The 14,832-nt window shown below is 62.5% G+C and carries 25 protein-coding genes; 20 read left to right on the plus strand and 5 right to left on the minus strand.

Going from position 1 to position 14,832, the window contains the following annotated elements; all coding sequences use genetic code 11:
* The 5 genes from GGR04_RS05265 to GGR04_RS05285 all read right to left on the minus strand — a co-directional run bounded on the left by GGR04_RS05265 (position 1) and on the right by GGR04_RS05285 (position 3,148).
* Positions 1–261 (minus strand): hypothetical protein, encoded by a 261-nt coding sequence (locus GGR04_RS05265; RefSeq protein WP_183198546.1) that lies wholly within the window; start codon positions 259–261, stop codon positions 1–3.
* Between the two features lie 50 nt (positions 262–311).
* Positions 312–1,184 carry a DUF1376 domain-containing protein gene (locus GGR04_RS05270; RefSeq protein WP_183198548.1) on the minus strand — a complete coding sequence of 291 codons (873 nt, stop codon included), beginning with the start codon at positions 1,182–1,184 and terminating at the stop codon, positions 312–314.
* Positions 1,181–2,626 carry a replicative DNA helicase gene (locus tag GGR04_RS05275; RefSeq protein ID WP_183198550.1) on the minus strand — a complete coding sequence of 482 codons (1,446 nt, stop codon included), beginning with the start codon at positions 2,624–2,626 and terminating at the stop codon, positions 1,181–1,183. Before GGR04_RS05275 ends, GGR04_RS05270 begins: the two co-directional genes overlap by 4 nt.
* The gene (locus tag GGR04_RS05280) at positions 2,623–2,799 is read right to left on the minus strand and encodes a hypothetical protein (protein ID WP_183198553.1); all 177 of its coding nucleotides are present in this window, start codon (positions 2,797–2,799) and stop codon (positions 2,623–2,625) included. The genes GGR04_RS05275 and GGR04_RS05280 overlap by 4 nt, the downstream gene beginning before the upstream one ends.
* A 67-nt stretch (positions 2,800–2,866) precedes the next feature.
* Positions 2,867–3,148, minus strand: a complete 282-nt coding sequence (locus GGR04_RS05285) for a hypothetical protein (protein WP_183198555.1) — start codon at positions 3,146–3,148, stop codon at positions 2,867–2,869.
* 36 nt (positions 3,149–3,184) lie between these two features.
* Between GGR04_RS05285 and GGR04_RS05290 the strand changes: the two genes are divergently transcribed.
* The 20 genes from GGR04_RS05290 to GGR04_RS05385 all read left to right on the plus strand — a co-directional run bounded on the left by GGR04_RS05290 (position 3,185) and on the right by GGR04_RS05385 (position 14,394).
* On the plus strand, positions 3,185–3,784 hold the full coding sequence (locus GGR04_RS05290) for a helix-turn-helix domain-containing protein (protein ID WP_183198557.1): 600 nt from the start codon (positions 3,185–3,187) through the stop codon (positions 3,782–3,784).
* Positions 3,785–3,912: 128 nt separating this feature from the next.
* Positions 3,913–4,794 carry a hypothetical protein gene (locus GGR04_RS05295; RefSeq protein WP_183198560.1) on the plus strand — a complete coding sequence of 294 codons (882 nt, stop codon included), beginning with the start codon at positions 3,913–3,915 and terminating at the stop codon, positions 4,792–4,794.
* A 68-nt stretch (positions 4,795–4,862) separates the two neighbouring features.
* Positions 4,863–5,081: a hypothetical protein gene (locus GGR04_RS05300; protein ID WP_183198562.1), complete on the plus strand. Its 219-nt coding sequence runs from the start codon at positions 4,863–4,865 to the stop codon at positions 5,079–5,081.
* A 25-nt stretch (positions 5,082–5,106) separates the two neighbouring features.
* Positions 5,107–5,526 carry a hypothetical protein gene (locus tag GGR04_RS05305; protein ID WP_183198564.1) on the plus strand — a complete coding sequence of 140 codons (420 nt, stop codon included), beginning with the start codon at positions 5,107–5,109 and terminating at the stop codon, positions 5,524–5,526.
* A gap of 29 nt (positions 5,527–5,555) precedes the next feature.
* Entirely contained in the window at positions 5,556–5,744 is a 189-nt protein-coding gene (locus GGR04_RS05310) for a hypothetical protein (RefSeq protein WP_183198566.1), read from the plus strand.
* Positions 5,745–6,125: 381 nt separating this feature from the next.
* Positions 6,126–6,467: a hypothetical protein gene (locus GGR04_RS05315; protein WP_183198567.1), complete on the plus strand. Its 342-nt coding sequence runs from the start codon at positions 6,126–6,128 to the stop codon at positions 6,465–6,467.
* The gene (locus GGR04_RS05320; protein WP_246392671.1) at positions 6,464–7,468 is read left to right on the plus strand and encodes a hypothetical protein; all 1,005 of its coding nucleotides are present in this window, start codon (positions 6,464–6,466) and stop codon (positions 7,466–7,468) included. Before GGR04_RS05315 ends, GGR04_RS05320 begins: the two co-directional genes overlap by 4 nt.
* Entirely contained in the window at positions 7,465–8,322 is an 858-nt protein-coding gene (locus tag GGR04_RS05325) for a recombinase RecT (RefSeq protein WP_183198569.1), read from the plus strand. The genes GGR04_RS05320 and GGR04_RS05325 overlap by 4 nt, the downstream gene beginning before the upstream one ends.
* The gene (locus GGR04_RS24390) at positions 8,319–8,783 is read left to right on the plus strand and encodes a DUF1367 family protein (RefSeq protein WP_183198571.1); all 465 of its coding nucleotides are present in this window, start codon (positions 8,319–8,321) and stop codon (positions 8,781–8,783) included. The genes GGR04_RS05325 and GGR04_RS24390 overlap by 4 nt, the downstream gene beginning before the upstream one ends.
* Positions 8,783–9,103, plus strand: a complete 321-nt coding sequence (locus GGR04_RS05335; protein ID WP_183198573.1) for an HNH endonuclease — start codon at positions 8,783–8,785, stop codon at positions 9,101–9,103. The genes GGR04_RS24390 and GGR04_RS05335 overlap by 1 nt, the downstream gene beginning before the upstream one ends.
* Before the next feature lie 73 nt (positions 9,104–9,176).
* Complete coding sequence (locus GGR04_RS05340) at positions 9,177–9,434, plus strand: hypothetical protein (RefSeq protein ID WP_183198575.1); 258 nt, start codon at positions 9,177–9,179, stop codon at positions 9,432–9,434.
* The gene (locus GGR04_RS05345) at positions 9,431–9,742 is read left to right on the plus strand and encodes a hypothetical protein (RefSeq protein ID WP_183198577.1); all 312 of its coding nucleotides are present in this window, start codon (positions 9,431–9,433) and stop codon (positions 9,740–9,742) included. Before GGR04_RS05340 ends, GGR04_RS05345 begins: the two co-directional genes overlap by 4 nt.
* Positions 9,739–10,425 carry a hypothetical protein gene (locus tag GGR04_RS05350; protein ID WP_183198579.1) on the plus strand — a complete coding sequence of 229 codons (687 nt, stop codon included), beginning with the start codon at positions 9,739–9,741 and terminating at the stop codon, positions 10,423–10,425. Before GGR04_RS05345 ends, GGR04_RS05350 begins: the two co-directional genes overlap by 4 nt.
* On the plus strand, positions 10,422–10,829 hold the full coding sequence (locus GGR04_RS05355; RefSeq protein ID WP_183198581.1) for a hypothetical protein: 408 nt from the start codon (positions 10,422–10,424) through the stop codon (positions 10,827–10,829). The genes GGR04_RS05350 and GGR04_RS05355 overlap by 4 nt, the downstream gene beginning before the upstream one ends.
* Positions 10,826–12,127, plus strand: coding sequence for a hypothetical protein (locus tag GGR04_RS05360; protein WP_183198583.1), 1,302 nt, complete (start codon positions 10,826–10,828; stop codon positions 12,125–12,127). The genes GGR04_RS05355 and GGR04_RS05360 overlap by 4 nt, the downstream gene beginning before the upstream one ends.
* A complete protein-coding gene (locus GGR04_RS05365) occupies positions 12,127–12,288 on the plus strand; it encodes a hypothetical protein (protein ID WP_183198585.1) in 162 nt (53 codons plus the stop codon). Before GGR04_RS05360 ends, GGR04_RS05365 begins: the two co-directional genes overlap by 1 nt.
* Before the next feature lie 285 nt (positions 12,289–12,573).
* Positions 12,574–13,197, plus strand: a complete 624-nt coding sequence (locus tag GGR04_RS05370; protein ID WP_183198586.1) for an HNH endonuclease signature motif containing protein — start codon at positions 12,574–12,576, stop codon at positions 13,195–13,197.
* Complete coding sequence (locus GGR04_RS05375) at positions 13,194–13,670, plus strand: hypothetical protein (protein WP_183198588.1); 477 nt, start codon at positions 13,194–13,196, stop codon at positions 13,668–13,670. The genes GGR04_RS05370 and GGR04_RS05375 overlap by 4 nt, the downstream gene beginning before the upstream one ends.
* Complete coding sequence (locus GGR04_RS05380; RefSeq protein ID WP_183198590.1) at positions 13,667–13,894, plus strand: hypothetical protein; 228 nt, start codon at positions 13,667–13,669, stop codon at positions 13,892–13,894. Before GGR04_RS05375 ends, GGR04_RS05380 begins: the two co-directional genes overlap by 4 nt.
* The gene (locus GGR04_RS05385) at positions 13,891–14,394 is read left to right on the plus strand and encodes an HAD domain-containing protein (RefSeq protein ID WP_183198592.1); all 504 of its coding nucleotides are present in this window, start codon (positions 13,891–13,893) and stop codon (positions 14,392–14,394) included. The genes GGR04_RS05380 and GGR04_RS05385 overlap by 4 nt, the downstream gene beginning before the upstream one ends.
* Positions 14,395–14,832: the final 438 nt, after the last annotated feature.

The following is a 14,832-nucleotide window of genomic DNA, read 5'->3' on the forward strand; positions in this document are numbered from 1 at the left end:
TCACGCCTCGGCCATGCGCTTCTGCGCAGCCTTCTCGCGAGCCGCGTCGCCAGCCTTCCGGCGCCGGGCGTACTCGGCTTCGTTCTCGGCAATGACCTTCGCCTTGAAGGCCTCGGCACGAGCGACGGCGTTCTCTGCGGAAGGGTCACGGAAGAACGGGAAGGAGGTTTTGGCGCTGTCGCCAATCAGAGCAATGGAGCCGTGCTCGGGGTTCGTGAACACCACAATCGGCAAATCTCGGATCGGATGATAGATCGTCATGTTGGCCTCCTAGCGGCGGTTGGGTTGGGTGTGAGATGCGGGGGAGAGGGTCATGCGACGGACCGGTAGAGTTCGTGCCAGAGGTCGCCGTCCTTGGGTTTCAGGAGGTGCGACGGAACACGGCAGTCAGGATGGCCGGGAACGCGGCCCCAATGCTCGACGAGCCATCGGCGGCTCACTCGGGCCATGTTGAGGGCCTTGTTCCAGTAGGCGTCGTCCTCGACGACCTGGGGCTTCGGAGCCGGGACGGCGCCCTCATCGCTGAACCGATCCTGGTTCAACCACGTCGTCGCCTGCGGGCAGAAAGCCGATGGCTTGGGATGCTTTCGGGCGAAATGGACGACGGCGGCCATGATCGCCTCAACGGGCACGCCGCGCTTCACCGCCCGGTCGAACGCCAGTTTTGCAGGCTTCTTCGGGTTCGGACCATCTCGCTTCGGGTATGCAGCCCAAAAGGCATCGAAGGGATCAGGTTCGGAAGAGGTAGGTTTCTCCGGCTTAAGCGCAGCCGCGCTCGCAGACGCGCATGCGTCTTTTGATAGTTTATCTGGTTCTGGTTCTGTATGGTTAAGCCGTGGCTTCGCTAAGTCGTTGTTTTTCTTAGGATGAGAGCCGTTTTCGCGCTGTTTATCTTGGAGTTTCGCGAGAGTTTCGAGCTCCGAAACCGCGCGATAATTCGTCAGAAACTCTCCTGAAACTTGGATCTTATCCGCTTCAATCAGGGCGGAACGGATGGTCGTCCACTTCCGAATGGAGCATCCCAGCAAGCCTGAAATGTACCGGTTGTCGTCGGGAAGGTTGCCGCCCTGCATGTAAATGAGGTCGAGGATGACGCGGTACGCGCACTTCACCTCGAAAGGCATTCCGATCGTGCCTTCGATGAAATCGCGAGGATAGGCTTTGTAGTATGGGAGACCATTCATCCGGCGTACCTTTCCCCGTTACGGGCAGCCGAGAACGCCATGTCGCACCACAGGTTAATCGTGGTGACGGGGCCGTTTCTCTGCTTGGCGATGATGAACTCAAGACGGTTCTGGCAGGCGGCGAGCGTCGCGATGCGCTCGTTCTCCTTCTCCGTATCCGTCTCTTCGGTGCGTTCGAGGTAGTAGGCTTCCCGGTGAAGAAACACGACGACATCGGCGTCCTGCTCGATGTTGCCGCTGTCTCGGAGATCCGACAGGATCGGACGCTTGTTGTCGCGCTGGGCGAGCTGGCGGGAGAGCTGCGAAAGCAGCATCACCGCGATGTCGTATTCCTTGGCGTAGTCCTTGAGCGCGCGGGTGATCTCGCCGACTTCGTTGTTCCGGTTGCCGCGGTAGTGCGCGCCGGGTTCAATGAAGCCGAGGTGATCCAGCATCAGGCATTCGAGGCGGGGCTGACCATTGCGCTCAAAGCGCTCGATCATCGCTTCGATCTTCATGCGGATGTCGAACACGTTGCCGCCGGCCTCCTCGACGAGGATCGGGTACGTGTGCAGCCGCTGGTTCATCGCCTCGACGCAGGCCAGACCGGCCTCGTCCATGCGACCCTGCAGGATGTCCACGTAGGGAACCGGGTTCTGCGTCGCGAGCGTCAGGTCAGAGAGGCCACGGGCGATCAGCTTGGCCGCGTCCATCTCCAGCGAGAGGATGCCGACGCCATGGCCCTTGCGAGCCGCACGGAGAGCGGTGGACATCATCACCGAGGACTTCCCCATCGACGGACGGGCGCCCACGAGGATCAGGTCCTTGCGCTGCATTCCGCCGGTGATGCGATCTACGTCCGCATAGCCCCAGGTCACGCCCGTCAGGCCCGCCCCGTTCTTCATCGCCTCACGAGCGGCGGCGATCGCAGCGTCACCTGCTTCGCCAGCGGACATGCGGGACCGGCGGGACGCACTGCGACGTACGCCGCTTCCCAACTCTTCCAGCACCGTCCCGGCCGTCTTGATCAGCTTGCCGACCGACGCCGAGGGATCGCGAGCCGCGATGGACGCGAGTTCCATCTGCTCAGCGAAGGCAAGGCGCGCCCACTGCTCGACGACCGACTTCGCCACCTTGTCGATCGACGCGACGGTGTGGACGCACTCGCCGATGAGGCGGGCGAGGTACTGGTGAATGCCGAGACCGTGACGGGTCTTGAACTCGAAATCGAAGCCTTCCGGCAGCAGCTTAGCGACGACCCGAACGTCTGTCGTGCCAGACCGCTCGAAAGCGTCCTGAATGGCCCGATAAATGATGCGATGGTCTTCGGCGCGGAAATGCTGCTCGTTGAGATAGGGCTGGACGCGGGCGAGGCCGTTGCCTTGAAGCAGGACGCCGAGAAGCGACTGCTCCAATTCCGGCACATAGCCATCCGCCCCTTGGGTGGTGACGAGCGCGTTCATGCGGACCGCTTGAAAGGAATTACGTTGGAGGGTGTGCAGAACACGCGCTCAAACTCGCACCATGCCTCTTCGGCTCGGCGTTCAGTTTCCGTCGTGGAATTCTCGAATGAGGCCAGCTTAGCGACGCGATACCGTTCAAAGGCGGCGTGCTGCTCGGCGATGAGATCGCTCATGCCCGCCACGCGACGGTCAGGAGCCCACACGTGATGACGGCGTATGCGAGGAAGAGTTCGAGCCAGATCATGCCGCTACCCCGGCGGACGAGGCGCGGTTCTGCCGACGTGCAGCGCGCATCTCGGCGAGGGCTTCGATGTCCACCTCGCGCACGCCCTTCGACTTGGCGGCGCGAACCAACTGCGGCCAGTATTCCGGCGGGACCGAGCCCCGCCGCTTCATGGCGCGCGCGTGCATATCGGAAACGCCGATGTCGGCGCCGAACGCCGCGATCGTGTCCCACTTGGCGAAGAGGTCGGCAAAGGTTTTCATGACCCAATACATACGAAACGTATCGTGATCGGTCAAGACGAAAGGTATCGCGAATGCCGGTACACGATACGCATGGAACCGTCAGACCGTCTGCGCGCCGCCCGCATCAAGGCCGGCATCGAAACCGCCAAGGATGCGGCCAATCGCTTCGGGTGGAGCGAGCCGACCTACCGCGCTCACGAGAACGGCGTACGCGGGCTCACACTCAAGAACGTGAAGCCATATGCTAAGGCTTTCAGGGTATCGTCGGCTTGGCTGTTGACTGGTGAGGGCGGCGAGAACCCGCCAGCCCTTCGGGTGCCGGTCATCGGTTATGTCGGCGCGGGCTCCGAGGCGCACTTCTACTCGGATGGGCAAGGGATCGGCGAAGACGCGCCGATGCCGGCCTTTGGCAACGAGGACACGGTGGCGCTGGAAGCACGTGGCGAAAGCCTGGGGCACTTCTTCAATCGCTGGCTCGTCTATTACGACGAGGTGCGCAATCCGCCGACCGACGATCTGATTGGCCGCCTCTGCGTGGTCGAGACGATCGAGGGGAAGGTGCTGGTCAAGAAACTGATGAAGGGCACGGCTCGCGGCTACTTCCACCTTTTGTCGCAGACTGAGGCCCCGATCGAAGATGCCGAGCTGGTGTGGGCTGCGCTCGTCACCGGAATGACCCCGAAGGAATAGCGAAGAGGCCCGCCAAGCGCGGGCTTCTTTTTGTGTCGATGCGATACGTTTCGTATTGACCTCCTGCGATACGTTGCGTATCTTCCATCCATCGGCAGCGAATGACGCGCCGGATGGAGCCCAGCACAATGGACACAATCGCCAACCGTCACGCCGAGCTGCTGGAGCAGTCGCAGGCGCACTTCGCCGCCGACATGCTGGCGAAGGGTTTCTACGCAGCCGAAGACGGCGGCTTCAAGGGCTGCTCGGTGGGTTGCCACCTGCATCACATCTTCGCCGACAAGACGGCGGACGAGATCGAAGGACTCGACGGCAAGCACCGGATCGTCGCCGACTACTACGGCTACCCCGAATGGCTGGCACTGCTGCAGGATACGATGTTCGAGGGCCTGCCGCAGCCTGACAACATGCGCTGGCACGTCCAGTTGGCCGAAGTGATCGCGTCTCGGAACGGCGACATTGATTGGCAGCAGACGCTTCACCGCGTCCACCTCGGCATCCTGCGCTTGAGCTACGTCACGGCGGGTTCGGCTGCTGAGGCGGTCAAGACCGTCATGGATCTGCATGAGCGTGCCGCTGGCGGCGAGGCGATCGAAGAGAAGGCGTGGTCGGCAGCGTGGTCGGCAGCGGAGTCGGCAGCGGAGTCGGCAGCGAGGTCGGCAGCGGAGTCGGCAGCGAGGTCGGCAGCGTGGTCGGCAGCGGAGTCGGCAGCGAGGTCGGCAGCGAGGTCGGCAGCGGAGTCGGCAGCGGAGTCGGCAGCGTGGTCGGCAGCGTGGTCGGCAGCGGATTCGGCAGCGGAGTCGGCAGCGGAGTCGGCAGCGAGGTCGGCAGCGAGGTCGGCAGCGTGGTCGGCAGCGTGGTCGGCAGCGTGGTCGGCAGCGGAGTCGGCAGCGTGGTCGGCAGCGTGGTCGGCAGCGGAGTCGGCAGCGTGGTCGGCAGCGTGGTCTGCAGCGTATCTCGATCTGCGCGACGCGATCCTCGACGCCATCAGCACCAAGGCGATGGCCTGACGCCTCGACCGAGGGCCGCACTCCCCTGCGGCCTTCCACCGAAGCGCCAGTCACCCGGAGAACAGATCATGTCCAAGCTCATCAATAAGTTGCGCGTCCTAGCCCATCTTCTGCGCGGCCCATTCCGCTACGGCATCGAGGCCTACTACTGCGAACTCTACGCCAGACGCTTGAGCGATCGCTTCAACCGCAACCCGGAGACCATCGCTCACGCGAAGCGCGCCATTCGTGACGCTCGTGCTCGACTGGCGTTCCACGCGGCCAATCCCCGCCTTTGCTTCGCCTGAACCCCTTACAGCTGGAGAACAGATCGTGACACGACAGCACTACGAAACATTGCAGGAAGTGTTCGATGACGCTTATTGCGGCTTGGCTGCGCAGGGTTTTGTGAAGTCTACGCAAAAACTCTTCGCCATCGGCTCAGATGAGTACCTTCACGCCTCCTGCGCATACCGCGGCGTTGATGGCCGGCGTTGCGCCATCGGTCACTGCATCCCCGACGACCTCTACACGGGGAAAATGGAGGGGGCCTCTGTGGGGACCAGTGCATCTGGTTTTATCGAAGCATTTGAAGTTTTTGCGCGGCTTTTCGGCTTGATCAGTATCAATGATATTCGTCGTCTTCAAGATATGCACGACGGGGCCTCGTCTCCTGGCAGTATGAAGGATCGGCTAGCGGATTTCGCCCAAGAGCATGGTCTCACCATCCCCTCCATCGAAGGGGCTGCCTGATGTTCACCCCCATCCACGAAACCCACACTATGCCCCCTCTCCGCGAGAGCAACCGCGCCCGCCGCGCCTTCTGGCTCGGCTACGGCTTCCTCTTCATCGCTGGAACGGTGTTCCTCGGCTCCTGCATCGCGTCTGGCATGGAGAACAGCCGGATCGCGCATCTGAGATCGCAGGAGGCGTTCTCCTCCTTCCGCACGGCCAATGGGGGCGGGCTATGACTTCACGGAAGTGGAAAGACGCCGAGTATTTAGATGCTCAGGTCGTCCGATCTGGCGAGATGGTTTGCTGCTCGTGCCACAAACTCATTGAAGGTGAGTATCGATCGCGCGAAGCAGATGACGCTTACATAAATCAGCATCGCGAGTGTTCTGAGCACGATGTTGTTTGGAGCAAGCGCGACGCTGAGAAAGCTAGCTGTCTTGCGTTGATAGAACGTCGAAAGTCCGCCGCAATCGACTTCATTTCCGAATGGGGAGTGATTGACCTCGAAGAGGCGGCCACATGACCCGTTCCGATCTCCCCTCTCTCGCCGTCACCATCACGTTCCTCGCGCTCGTCGCCGCCTTGGCGAACCTCGCGCATAGCCTGGGGCCATTCTGATGGCCCGCTGTCCCTACACAGGCCGCGTCCTACACGACCACTACCGGTCCAACCGCGCCGGCTTCCTCGATCTGATGGCTAGAGCCCGCGCGAACGGCAGCCCGCAGCTTGTCAAGGTCGTCCAGCGCGACGCCGCCGCCCTTCGCCGAGCCCACACCGAAGCCCTTCAAGATGAGGCCGCCATGCGCCGGAAGTCCATCGACGAGATCATTACGGAGAGCCGCGCCGACATCGCGGACCGCGAATACCAACTGGCCCGCGAAGAGGCTGTGAACCTCGGCGCGAAGCCCGTCACCAAAGAAGATTGCGAGCGCATCTTCGGCAGAAAGTTTGCAGCATGAGCCTCACCTACGACTGGTACTTTGCCGCGCTTTCCAATCCATCGCAGGTCGGTCGGGCACCGCAGCTGGCCGTCCACGAAAACGAGCCGCAGCCGGGCTTTTATCGCAAGCGCCGCGGCAAGAACGGCCCGTTCGACCCGGTGGCCATCTGGCCTGAGGACGGCTCACTGGTCGCGATGCTCGGCAACGAGATCGCGGATCCGCACGATCTTTGGACTTGGGTCTGCCGGTCTCCTGTGACGGAAGAGGCCTATCGCCGCGCGGCTCGGGGCGACGGCTGGGGTGACGAACCACCGGCTCCTGCCGAGATTGGACACAACAGCGGCGCGTCGGATCCGTTCGATGCTCTGACGATCGAGTATGCCGGCGAGGCCGAGCAGGCGAACGAGTTCCTCGCCACACCGATCGCCACGCAGGAACAGGCCGACCGTGCTGCGGTCTGGTCGAAGCGGCTGAGCGAGATCGCGAAGAAGGCGGCCGACCTCCACAAGGTGGAGAAGCAGCCCGCTCTAGATGAAAGCCGGCGCATTGATGAGCGCTGGCGCGATCTGAAGGATGGACCGAAGGAGCTCGCGACGAAGCTCAAGCGCCACCTCGACACCTTCCTGCAGGAACAGGACCGCGTCGAGCGGGAGCGCCAGCGTGTCGCTTCGGAGGAAGCGGCGCGAATTCGTCGTGAGGCCGAGGATGCCGCACGCGCTGCGTCCGCATCTCAGAACTCCGATGCAGAAGCTCAGGCTAACGCCGATCGCCTCGCTCGCGAAGCACAGCAAGTCGAGAACGACGCCAAGGCACGGAACGCTGCAGCCGGACGTACCGGCGCCAAGGTCTCGCTGCGCACGTTCGTGTCCGCCGAGATCGCCGACTACGACGCGCTGCTGATGGCGCTCAAGGACCGGTCCGAAATCCGCGAAGTGGTTCAGAGCCTCGCCAACCGCGCGGCCAAGTCCGGCGTCGGCCTGCCTGGAATGAAGATCGTCGAAGAGCGGAGAGCAGCATGAGCAACGTCACCACACTGGCGCCGCCCGCGCTCGCCTCTGGCGGCCGGGTTGCTGCGATCGTGCCGCAGACGATGGAGGAGGCCTACCGCCTCGGCAAGGCCGTCTGCCTCGCGGGCATGGCGCCCAAGGGCATGGACACACCAGAGAAGTGCATGATCGCCATCATGCAGGGCCTTGAGGTCGGGCTATCGCCAATGCAGTCCTTGCAGCGGATCGCGGTCGTGAACGGTCGCCCGACGATCTGGGGCGACGGCGCGATGGGCCTCGTTCGCGGCTCGGGAATCTGTGAGTTCGTCCGAGAGACAATCGAAGGCCAGGGCGACTCCAGATCGGCTGTGTGCACCGTAAAGCGCCGCGGTGAGGCGGAAGAGGTCTCGCGTCGGTTCTCGGTCGCGGACGCCAAGAAGGCGAGCCTGTGGGGCAAGGCTGGCCCGTGGCAGCAGTATCCCGAGCGTATGTTGCAGATGAGGGCGCGAGCCTTCGCGCTGCGTGACGTGTTCGCCGACGTGCTGGGCGGACTGTATTTGCGCGAAGAGATTGAGGATGCAGGTCAGCCCCGTTCGCCGCCCGCCGCGGCGCTACGTACGTATATCTCGCCACCGCCGGCTATCCGGCCCGGCCCTCCCTCGCCGGCCCAGATCACAAATGAGCCTCTGCCGCAGGGCAGCGGCCTGCCGCCTAACCCGGAAGACATCTTCCGCGAGGCCGAGGAGCAGCTTTGCGTCGTGCAAGATATCGAGACTTGGGAGGAGGTCTGGAGCGAGTTCCAGCACTACCAAGAAACGCTCTTCCCGCCGGATTGGGAGCACCTGATCGGCATCGGTCAGAGGCATCGCGAGAGAGTTGAAGGGTGACCAAAGCCGTTTTCCGAAAGATGGCGATGCCGCAAGGCGATGTCCTGATCCCGACCGACGAGGACGGGCGCGATATGGTGCGCGCCCTCAAGTCCATGAAGGACGTGATCGTTGATGTCCATGCGGCTCGCAATCCGCGCCACCACCGCATGCTTTTCCTCCTGTTTAAGAAGCTGGAAGACGGTGGCGCTTGGGAAGGAGATATGGACAGCCTTCTCGACTGGATGAAGTTCGCGACCGGTCACGTCCGTACCGTCATTGACCATAACGGGCAGGTTCACACCGTCCCGAAGTCGATTGCCTTCGAGAGCATGGATCAAGCGCAGTTTTCACGCTGGTTCAGCCGCGTGCTTTTCGTCATTTGCGAGCGCCTCTTGCAAGGCCACAGCTGGGAAGCTCTGCGCGACGAGATCGTGGAAGTGACGGACGGGCGGTTCGAAGCGCAGCGGAAGGCCGCCTGATGCCTCGCGCCCACAACTTCACCCGCAAGCAGCGCCGGGAGATGGAAGCCCGCGCCGGCGGCTGCTGCGAGAAGTGCCACGCCGTCCTCAAGCCCAGCGAGGGCGATGCGGACCATATCCTTTCGGTCTGGATGGGCGGCGAGAGCGAACTATCCAACGGCCAATGGCTATGCCGCCCCTGCCACAAAGGGAAGACGGCTCTGGACATCAACATGATCCGCAAGGTCGAGCGCGTGCGCGATAAGGATCGAGGCGTGTTCCCCAAATCCAAGAGGCCCCTCCGATCCCGCGGCTTCGCTTCGACGCGAGGCACCCCATGACCGCCCTCTACGAAACATCCGGCGATGAAGACGCGGCCCGGCGCGTCATCCTCCAGGCACGGAGCAGCATCCGATGACCTTCTTCACCCGATGCCACGCCTGCCGTCTTAAGCAGGCTGATTGCGGCTCCCGTCATTGGCGCATTCAGATCGACGGGTTCGACGAGCAAATCCAACCTGCCGCATCCATTGGTCAGGCTCGCTGGAGAAATTACCGAGCGGGGCGAGAGGCTGGCTACTTCAGCGGAGGCTTCTCTGACTACCTCTCTCGTCTTTCGAGTGTGACGGATGCATCCGACACCATCCTCCAGGCACGGAGTGCAAAGCTGTGAGCGAGATCGGAACTCTGAGCTACCGACTGTACCGAACGCCGTATCTCGTAATACCGCGTCTCGCGCTGGAAGCGATGCCGCAAGACTGGCAGGAGCAGTTCGAGGCACTTCTTGTGGAAGCTGACAAAGCTGGTCTCCAAACCCCGGACTATCATGTCCTGCGCGACGATCCAGAATTCACGCTCGCCGAGCGGAACGACCCGGAAGACGAGGGTTCCGACCTCCGCTTCTTCACGATCATGCGGCCTGACCCGTGGGCCGATTATCGGCGCGGCGACGCTCAGAAGCTTTCGGAGGTTTCCCGATGAGCACCGAACCCACCAGCCATCCCGACACCGCCTACTGCATCGCTTGCGACAAGCCGATGCAGAACGGGCAGCTCTATTACCCGGATGTGAGCGGCGGTGAACTCCACGCCGAATGCTGCGGCCCCGAGCGCGAGTGTTACACGCTCGACGGCGAGCCCCTTCCTGAGGGTGAGCCGATCCCGGCGCCTCGCGTTTGGTACGAAGAGCCCGTGACCTTCAGCGGGCCGCCGCGTCCGTCTGCCGCGCAAGAGTTGGCGTGGCACAACGAGCCGATCATGTCGGACAGCGATCATGACCTAGAGAAAGGCCGCGATCCTCATGCGATGGTCAACGATCTTTCTCATCCAGCAAAATCGCCATGTACCGAACAGGAGGTCGCTGTTGATCCGGTCTTACCACCGGAGAATGCTCCTGTGACCGACCTCCCCGTCTCATCCGAGGGCGTGGGGCAGGAACCTGCGAACGCTTTCGAGATGATCTACCGTCTCGGGGTGCAGGACGCCTGCGCGATGATCGCCCCGCCAGAAGACATGACGGACGGCGAATTGACCCCATACGGCCTTGGCAAGCGGACCGTCACGGCTTGGGCCAAGCGAGAACTTATCAATCCGCAATCGGCTTGGCGGTCAGACGCTGCCCGCGCCGCGATCTCCCAGGCCACCCGTTCGGAGCCGAGCACGTGAGCGGCATACTTACCCAGCATCAGGCGCTTTACGATCAGTGGCTTGCGAGAGCCCTTGAGACTGTCGAGAAGGAGAAGCAGTCTGTTCTCGACAATGACCCGAGCGAGTTCGGCGTCGGTTACGGACGCGGCTACGCTCACGCGTGCCAGAGCATCATGGCAGAGCTTGTTTGTCTCGCCGAGACCTTTCATCTCGCCTCTCTGCGATCAGACCGCGAACCCAACGTTCAGACCATGACCGACGCCGAGCTCGTGGCTGAACTCAATCGATGCGCCTTTCACTTCGACCGCCGTGGCGAGCATGGCGGATCACCCGGTGAGTATTGGGCCGAACGCGCCATGGAGATCGAGACGCTTCAACGCCGTCGAGCTGCCGTATCCGAAAACCCGGAGCCCACCCCATGACCGCCGATCGCAATTCATCGCCAGCAGAGGCCGAGATGGTGTTCACCATTGGAGACCGGGTCGAGAAGTTCACTGGCGACTATCAGCTGCCGGGTGAGGTGCGTTCCAGCTTCACGACACGCGCTGGCAAGGTTCGGTTCGTCGTCGAGCACGACCCCGGCTTCCTGCATATCTACGGGCGGCAAAACTTGCGCCTCCTCACCCCCGCCCCGAAAGCCACAGAGACGCCGGGGCTGCGGGAGGCGACGGTCGAGGACCGTGGTCGAGATCTTTGGAGCGCGGTCGGAGAATTTCTAGCGAACAACACCCGCATCACCGGTCATGAGAGACAACTTCTTGAGCGTCGGCGCGACGAATTCTGCGATGCGGTCAACCTCCCCCTCGCCGCCCTATCCGCCACGCCCCAGCCGGTCGCCGCCCCTGACGATCCAAACCTCTGGCATTTCTGGAATGAGAAAGCGCGCTGGCTCGCGGTGAAACTAGACGCCGAGCGCGCCGCCCATGAGCAGACCAAGCGCCAGTGGGGCGTTGATCTCAAACTGGCGGCGAAGCTTGACCGCCAGTTTGCAGAGACCATCGCCGAGCGTGACGCCGAGCGCGCCGAGGTCGCCCGTCTCCGCAAGGTGCTGGAGGAGGCGAAAGAGAACAACCCTGTATTCGCACAGGAAGAGCGCGCCAGTCGCCTCGGGAAGATGCTTCGCGAAGGCGCCGCCGCCCGATCCTCTCGTGAGGAGGGCTCTGAAATGACCGGCGACATCATGACGCCTCCCGGCCCGCGCTATGGCGGATCTGCAACAACGCCCGAGGGTGAGGCCTGCCCGGCTGTGGTGGAACTACGAAGCGCGCTTCGCGAAGCCCTGTCCGTCATCGACGAATACATCGCGTATGAACACGACGGCAATCCCGACACGGAGGACGCCCGTGAGCACAACGAGATGGAGATCAACAGGTATGAGCGGGACGGTCGTCTAGACGCCGCGAAAGCACTCCTAACGTGCTCCGAGCCTACGGCATGGCGAGACGTGCTAGCTGAGCGACGCCGGCAGGTCGAAGTCGAAGGTTGGTCGGCTGAACACGACGACAGGCAGCATCCCTGCGCCTTGTCCAGCGCCGCTGCCTGCTATGCGCTCGCAGACCCCAACAACACCGTAAAGCCTCCTTCGATGCTCTGGCCTTGGGATGCGACGGCGTGGAAGCCGAGGGACGAACGATCAAACCTCGTCCGCGCTGGCGCGCTAATCCTAGCAGACATCGAACGGCTGGGTCGTGCCGCCGCCCAATCCGAGGAGGGCAAGTGATGAAGAGCGCCCGCCAGCAGCTTGAGGAAGCCGAGGAGCGCCGCGTCGATATCGCGCGGGCCTCTACCATTCCCGGCATGGTGACGCACCAGTGGCAATCGCTGTTCTTCGCCGAGGCCATCCGAGACCAGACCCCGCGCCGGAAGAGGAGGCCCGCATGACCCCGCAAGCGAACCAGCCCAGCGCCGATGTTCCGGAACTCCTGCCGTGCCCGTTCTGCGGCAAGGACAATATCCGCATTATGGGTCCAACATGCACACGAGAGACGCCTTATAATCCAGCACATCGAGCGTTCCCTGTTGCGCACTGCTGGACGTGCAATACGGAAGTTCCAGGCGAAAACTGGGATAGCCTTGGCATCTCGGCTCTCCGGCGCTGGAACACCCGAGCCGATCGTCAAGCCCGAGAGGAAGCCCGTGATGGCGGTGGGTGGAGGGTGAAGGTCGATGAGTAAAGAACTTCCCGATCAAGCGCTTCTTCTGTCTCTGCTTTCGTATGAAGCCGATACTGGCCGATTGACGCGGAAAGCCCTGCCGCTTGAGCACTTCATGGGAAGTGGTCACCCAGGCGGCCCCTCGCTCGCGGCGTTGATTTACAATGCGCGGAACGCCGGTCGTGAAGCGTTCACCACCTCAGATGCGCGCGGTTACAAGCACGGGAAAGTTCAAGGAGTGAACTATCAGGCACATCGGGTCATATGGAAAATGGTCCATGGCGAAGACCCGAACATCATCGACCACATAGACGGAGACCCCAGCAACAACCGTATCGGAAACCTTCGATCCTGCACAAACGAGCAAAACTGTCGAAATTACAAAAAACCAGCCGGCAGTTCGTCTTACCGAGGTGTGTGCTGGGTTCGCAGGGACAAACGATGGGCCGCAAGAATATCGGTTGGGAAGCTAGGGAAGATGAGCTTGGGAAATTTCAGAAGCGAGATAGAAGCAGCTCGCGCCTATGATGCTGCAGCAGTCATTCACCACGGTGAGTTCGCGATCCTCAACTTCCCTGAGGAGGCTCGCATCCGGTCCTCCATTGAGCCCTCCCCGGTGGAAGGAGATAGGCGATGAGCGATCTCGTTGAACGGCTGCGCTACTGTGCTGCAAAATCACAGGACTATGGAAGGCCGAAGGACAGCGCGACGTTGCTCGAAGTTGTCGCCGCCCTGGAAGCCGCCCAGGCTATCCACGCCGGCCTTCCAGACCCCGACATGCCCGCCAAGCAGCTTCGCCTCCACATGGGCGAGATGACCGCGCAGGAGATGCGGACTGCTCGCGCCGCCATCCGGTGGGCCAACTCTGCCGCTCAAGCCCGGATCGAAGCGGTGCGGAGGGGGACGGTGGAGGAGTGCGCCCAGCACCTAACGACGTTGGCCGACGCCATGCATGAAAAGGCGGAGGCCATCTCCGAACGAGCAAGCCGGCATGGACCTTTTGCGCGGCCGCCCGTGTCAGAGCGTGATGCCGCGGTCATGGCCTATGACTTCGAGCAGGCCGCCGCCGCCATCCGCGCCCTCACCGAAGCCAAGGAGGATCGGACGTGAAGCTGACAGAGAAGCAGCAGTTCGCTCGCGTCGCGATCCTTCGAGATGTCATTCGTTCAGGCGGCAAAGACCGTTGGTCGCACCTTCATAGCCACGGCCACCACTTCAAGCAGGTGATGGCATGTGTGCATCGAGGCGATCTCACATCGTCGGTCAGCTACGAGTTCGAGATCACCGAGACCGGTCGAGCCGCCCTCGCCAGCACGGAAGGAGAGAAGCGGTGAGCGCCGTCCTCTTCCTCGACGTTGATGGGGTGCTGAACAACGAGGCCGTCTTTCGGGATCGTCGATTTGGCCCCTTCCCGATCGACCACCAATGCGTCGAGAGGGTGCACACGGTGGTACGTGAGACTGGCTGCGAGATCGTGCTGTCCTCGTCATGGCGCGGAATGGAGAAGTTGGAGAGCAAGCTTGTTGGCGATGGCGTTTTCAGCGTCTATCGCGACATCCCAGGCCGTCAATTCGGCGAGTTCGCCTTCGTTCGTCATCAGGACGGGCAGACCAAGCGCCTTGAGGGCCGCCGAGGTCCAGAGATAGCAGAATGGTTGTCGCGTCACCCGGAGGTGGATCGGTATGCCATCCTTGATGACGAAAGCGACATGCTCCCGGAGCAGATGCCGCACTTCGTCAAGACGGAGTTCCAAGGCGGTATCATGGACGAGCATGTGCCGTTGCTGGCAGCTGCACTCGCCCGCAGTCTCAGCGAGGATAAGGCCGATGGGTGAGGTCCACACGCTTATGACGCTCAAGGAAGCCTGCAGCACCGTGTTCCGCGGCGCCATCTCTCCCGCCACGCTTCGGGCCGAAGCTTCTCGCGGCCGCCTGCGGTTGACCCGCATCGGCCGAAAGGATTTCGTGACGGAGAATGCCCTGGAGGAGATGACCCGTCTATGCCACGCGCCGCAAAGGGAGCCCGCGTCTGGCTCGATCCGACCACCGAGCTTTGGTACATCAGGGACGGATCAGTCAAGCGCGGCACAGGCTGCCGCGCTGCGAACCGCGAGGGAGCTGACAAAGCGCTCGCGGACTACATCGCCGAGAAATACGAGCCCGTCAGGGACAATCGTCCCGATGTCGTCAGGGTCGCGGACGTCCTGAACTTCTACGGGAAGACGGTCGCGAACCAACATCTGTCCAACGCGGCTGGGTACGCGATCAAGGCC

It is taken from the genome of Aureimonas pseudogalii (assembly GCF_014196835.1).
In the GTDB taxonomy this organism is placed as follows: Bacteria; Pseudomonadota; Alphaproteobacteria; order Rhizobiales; family Rhizobiaceae; genus Aureimonas; species Aureimonas pseudogalii.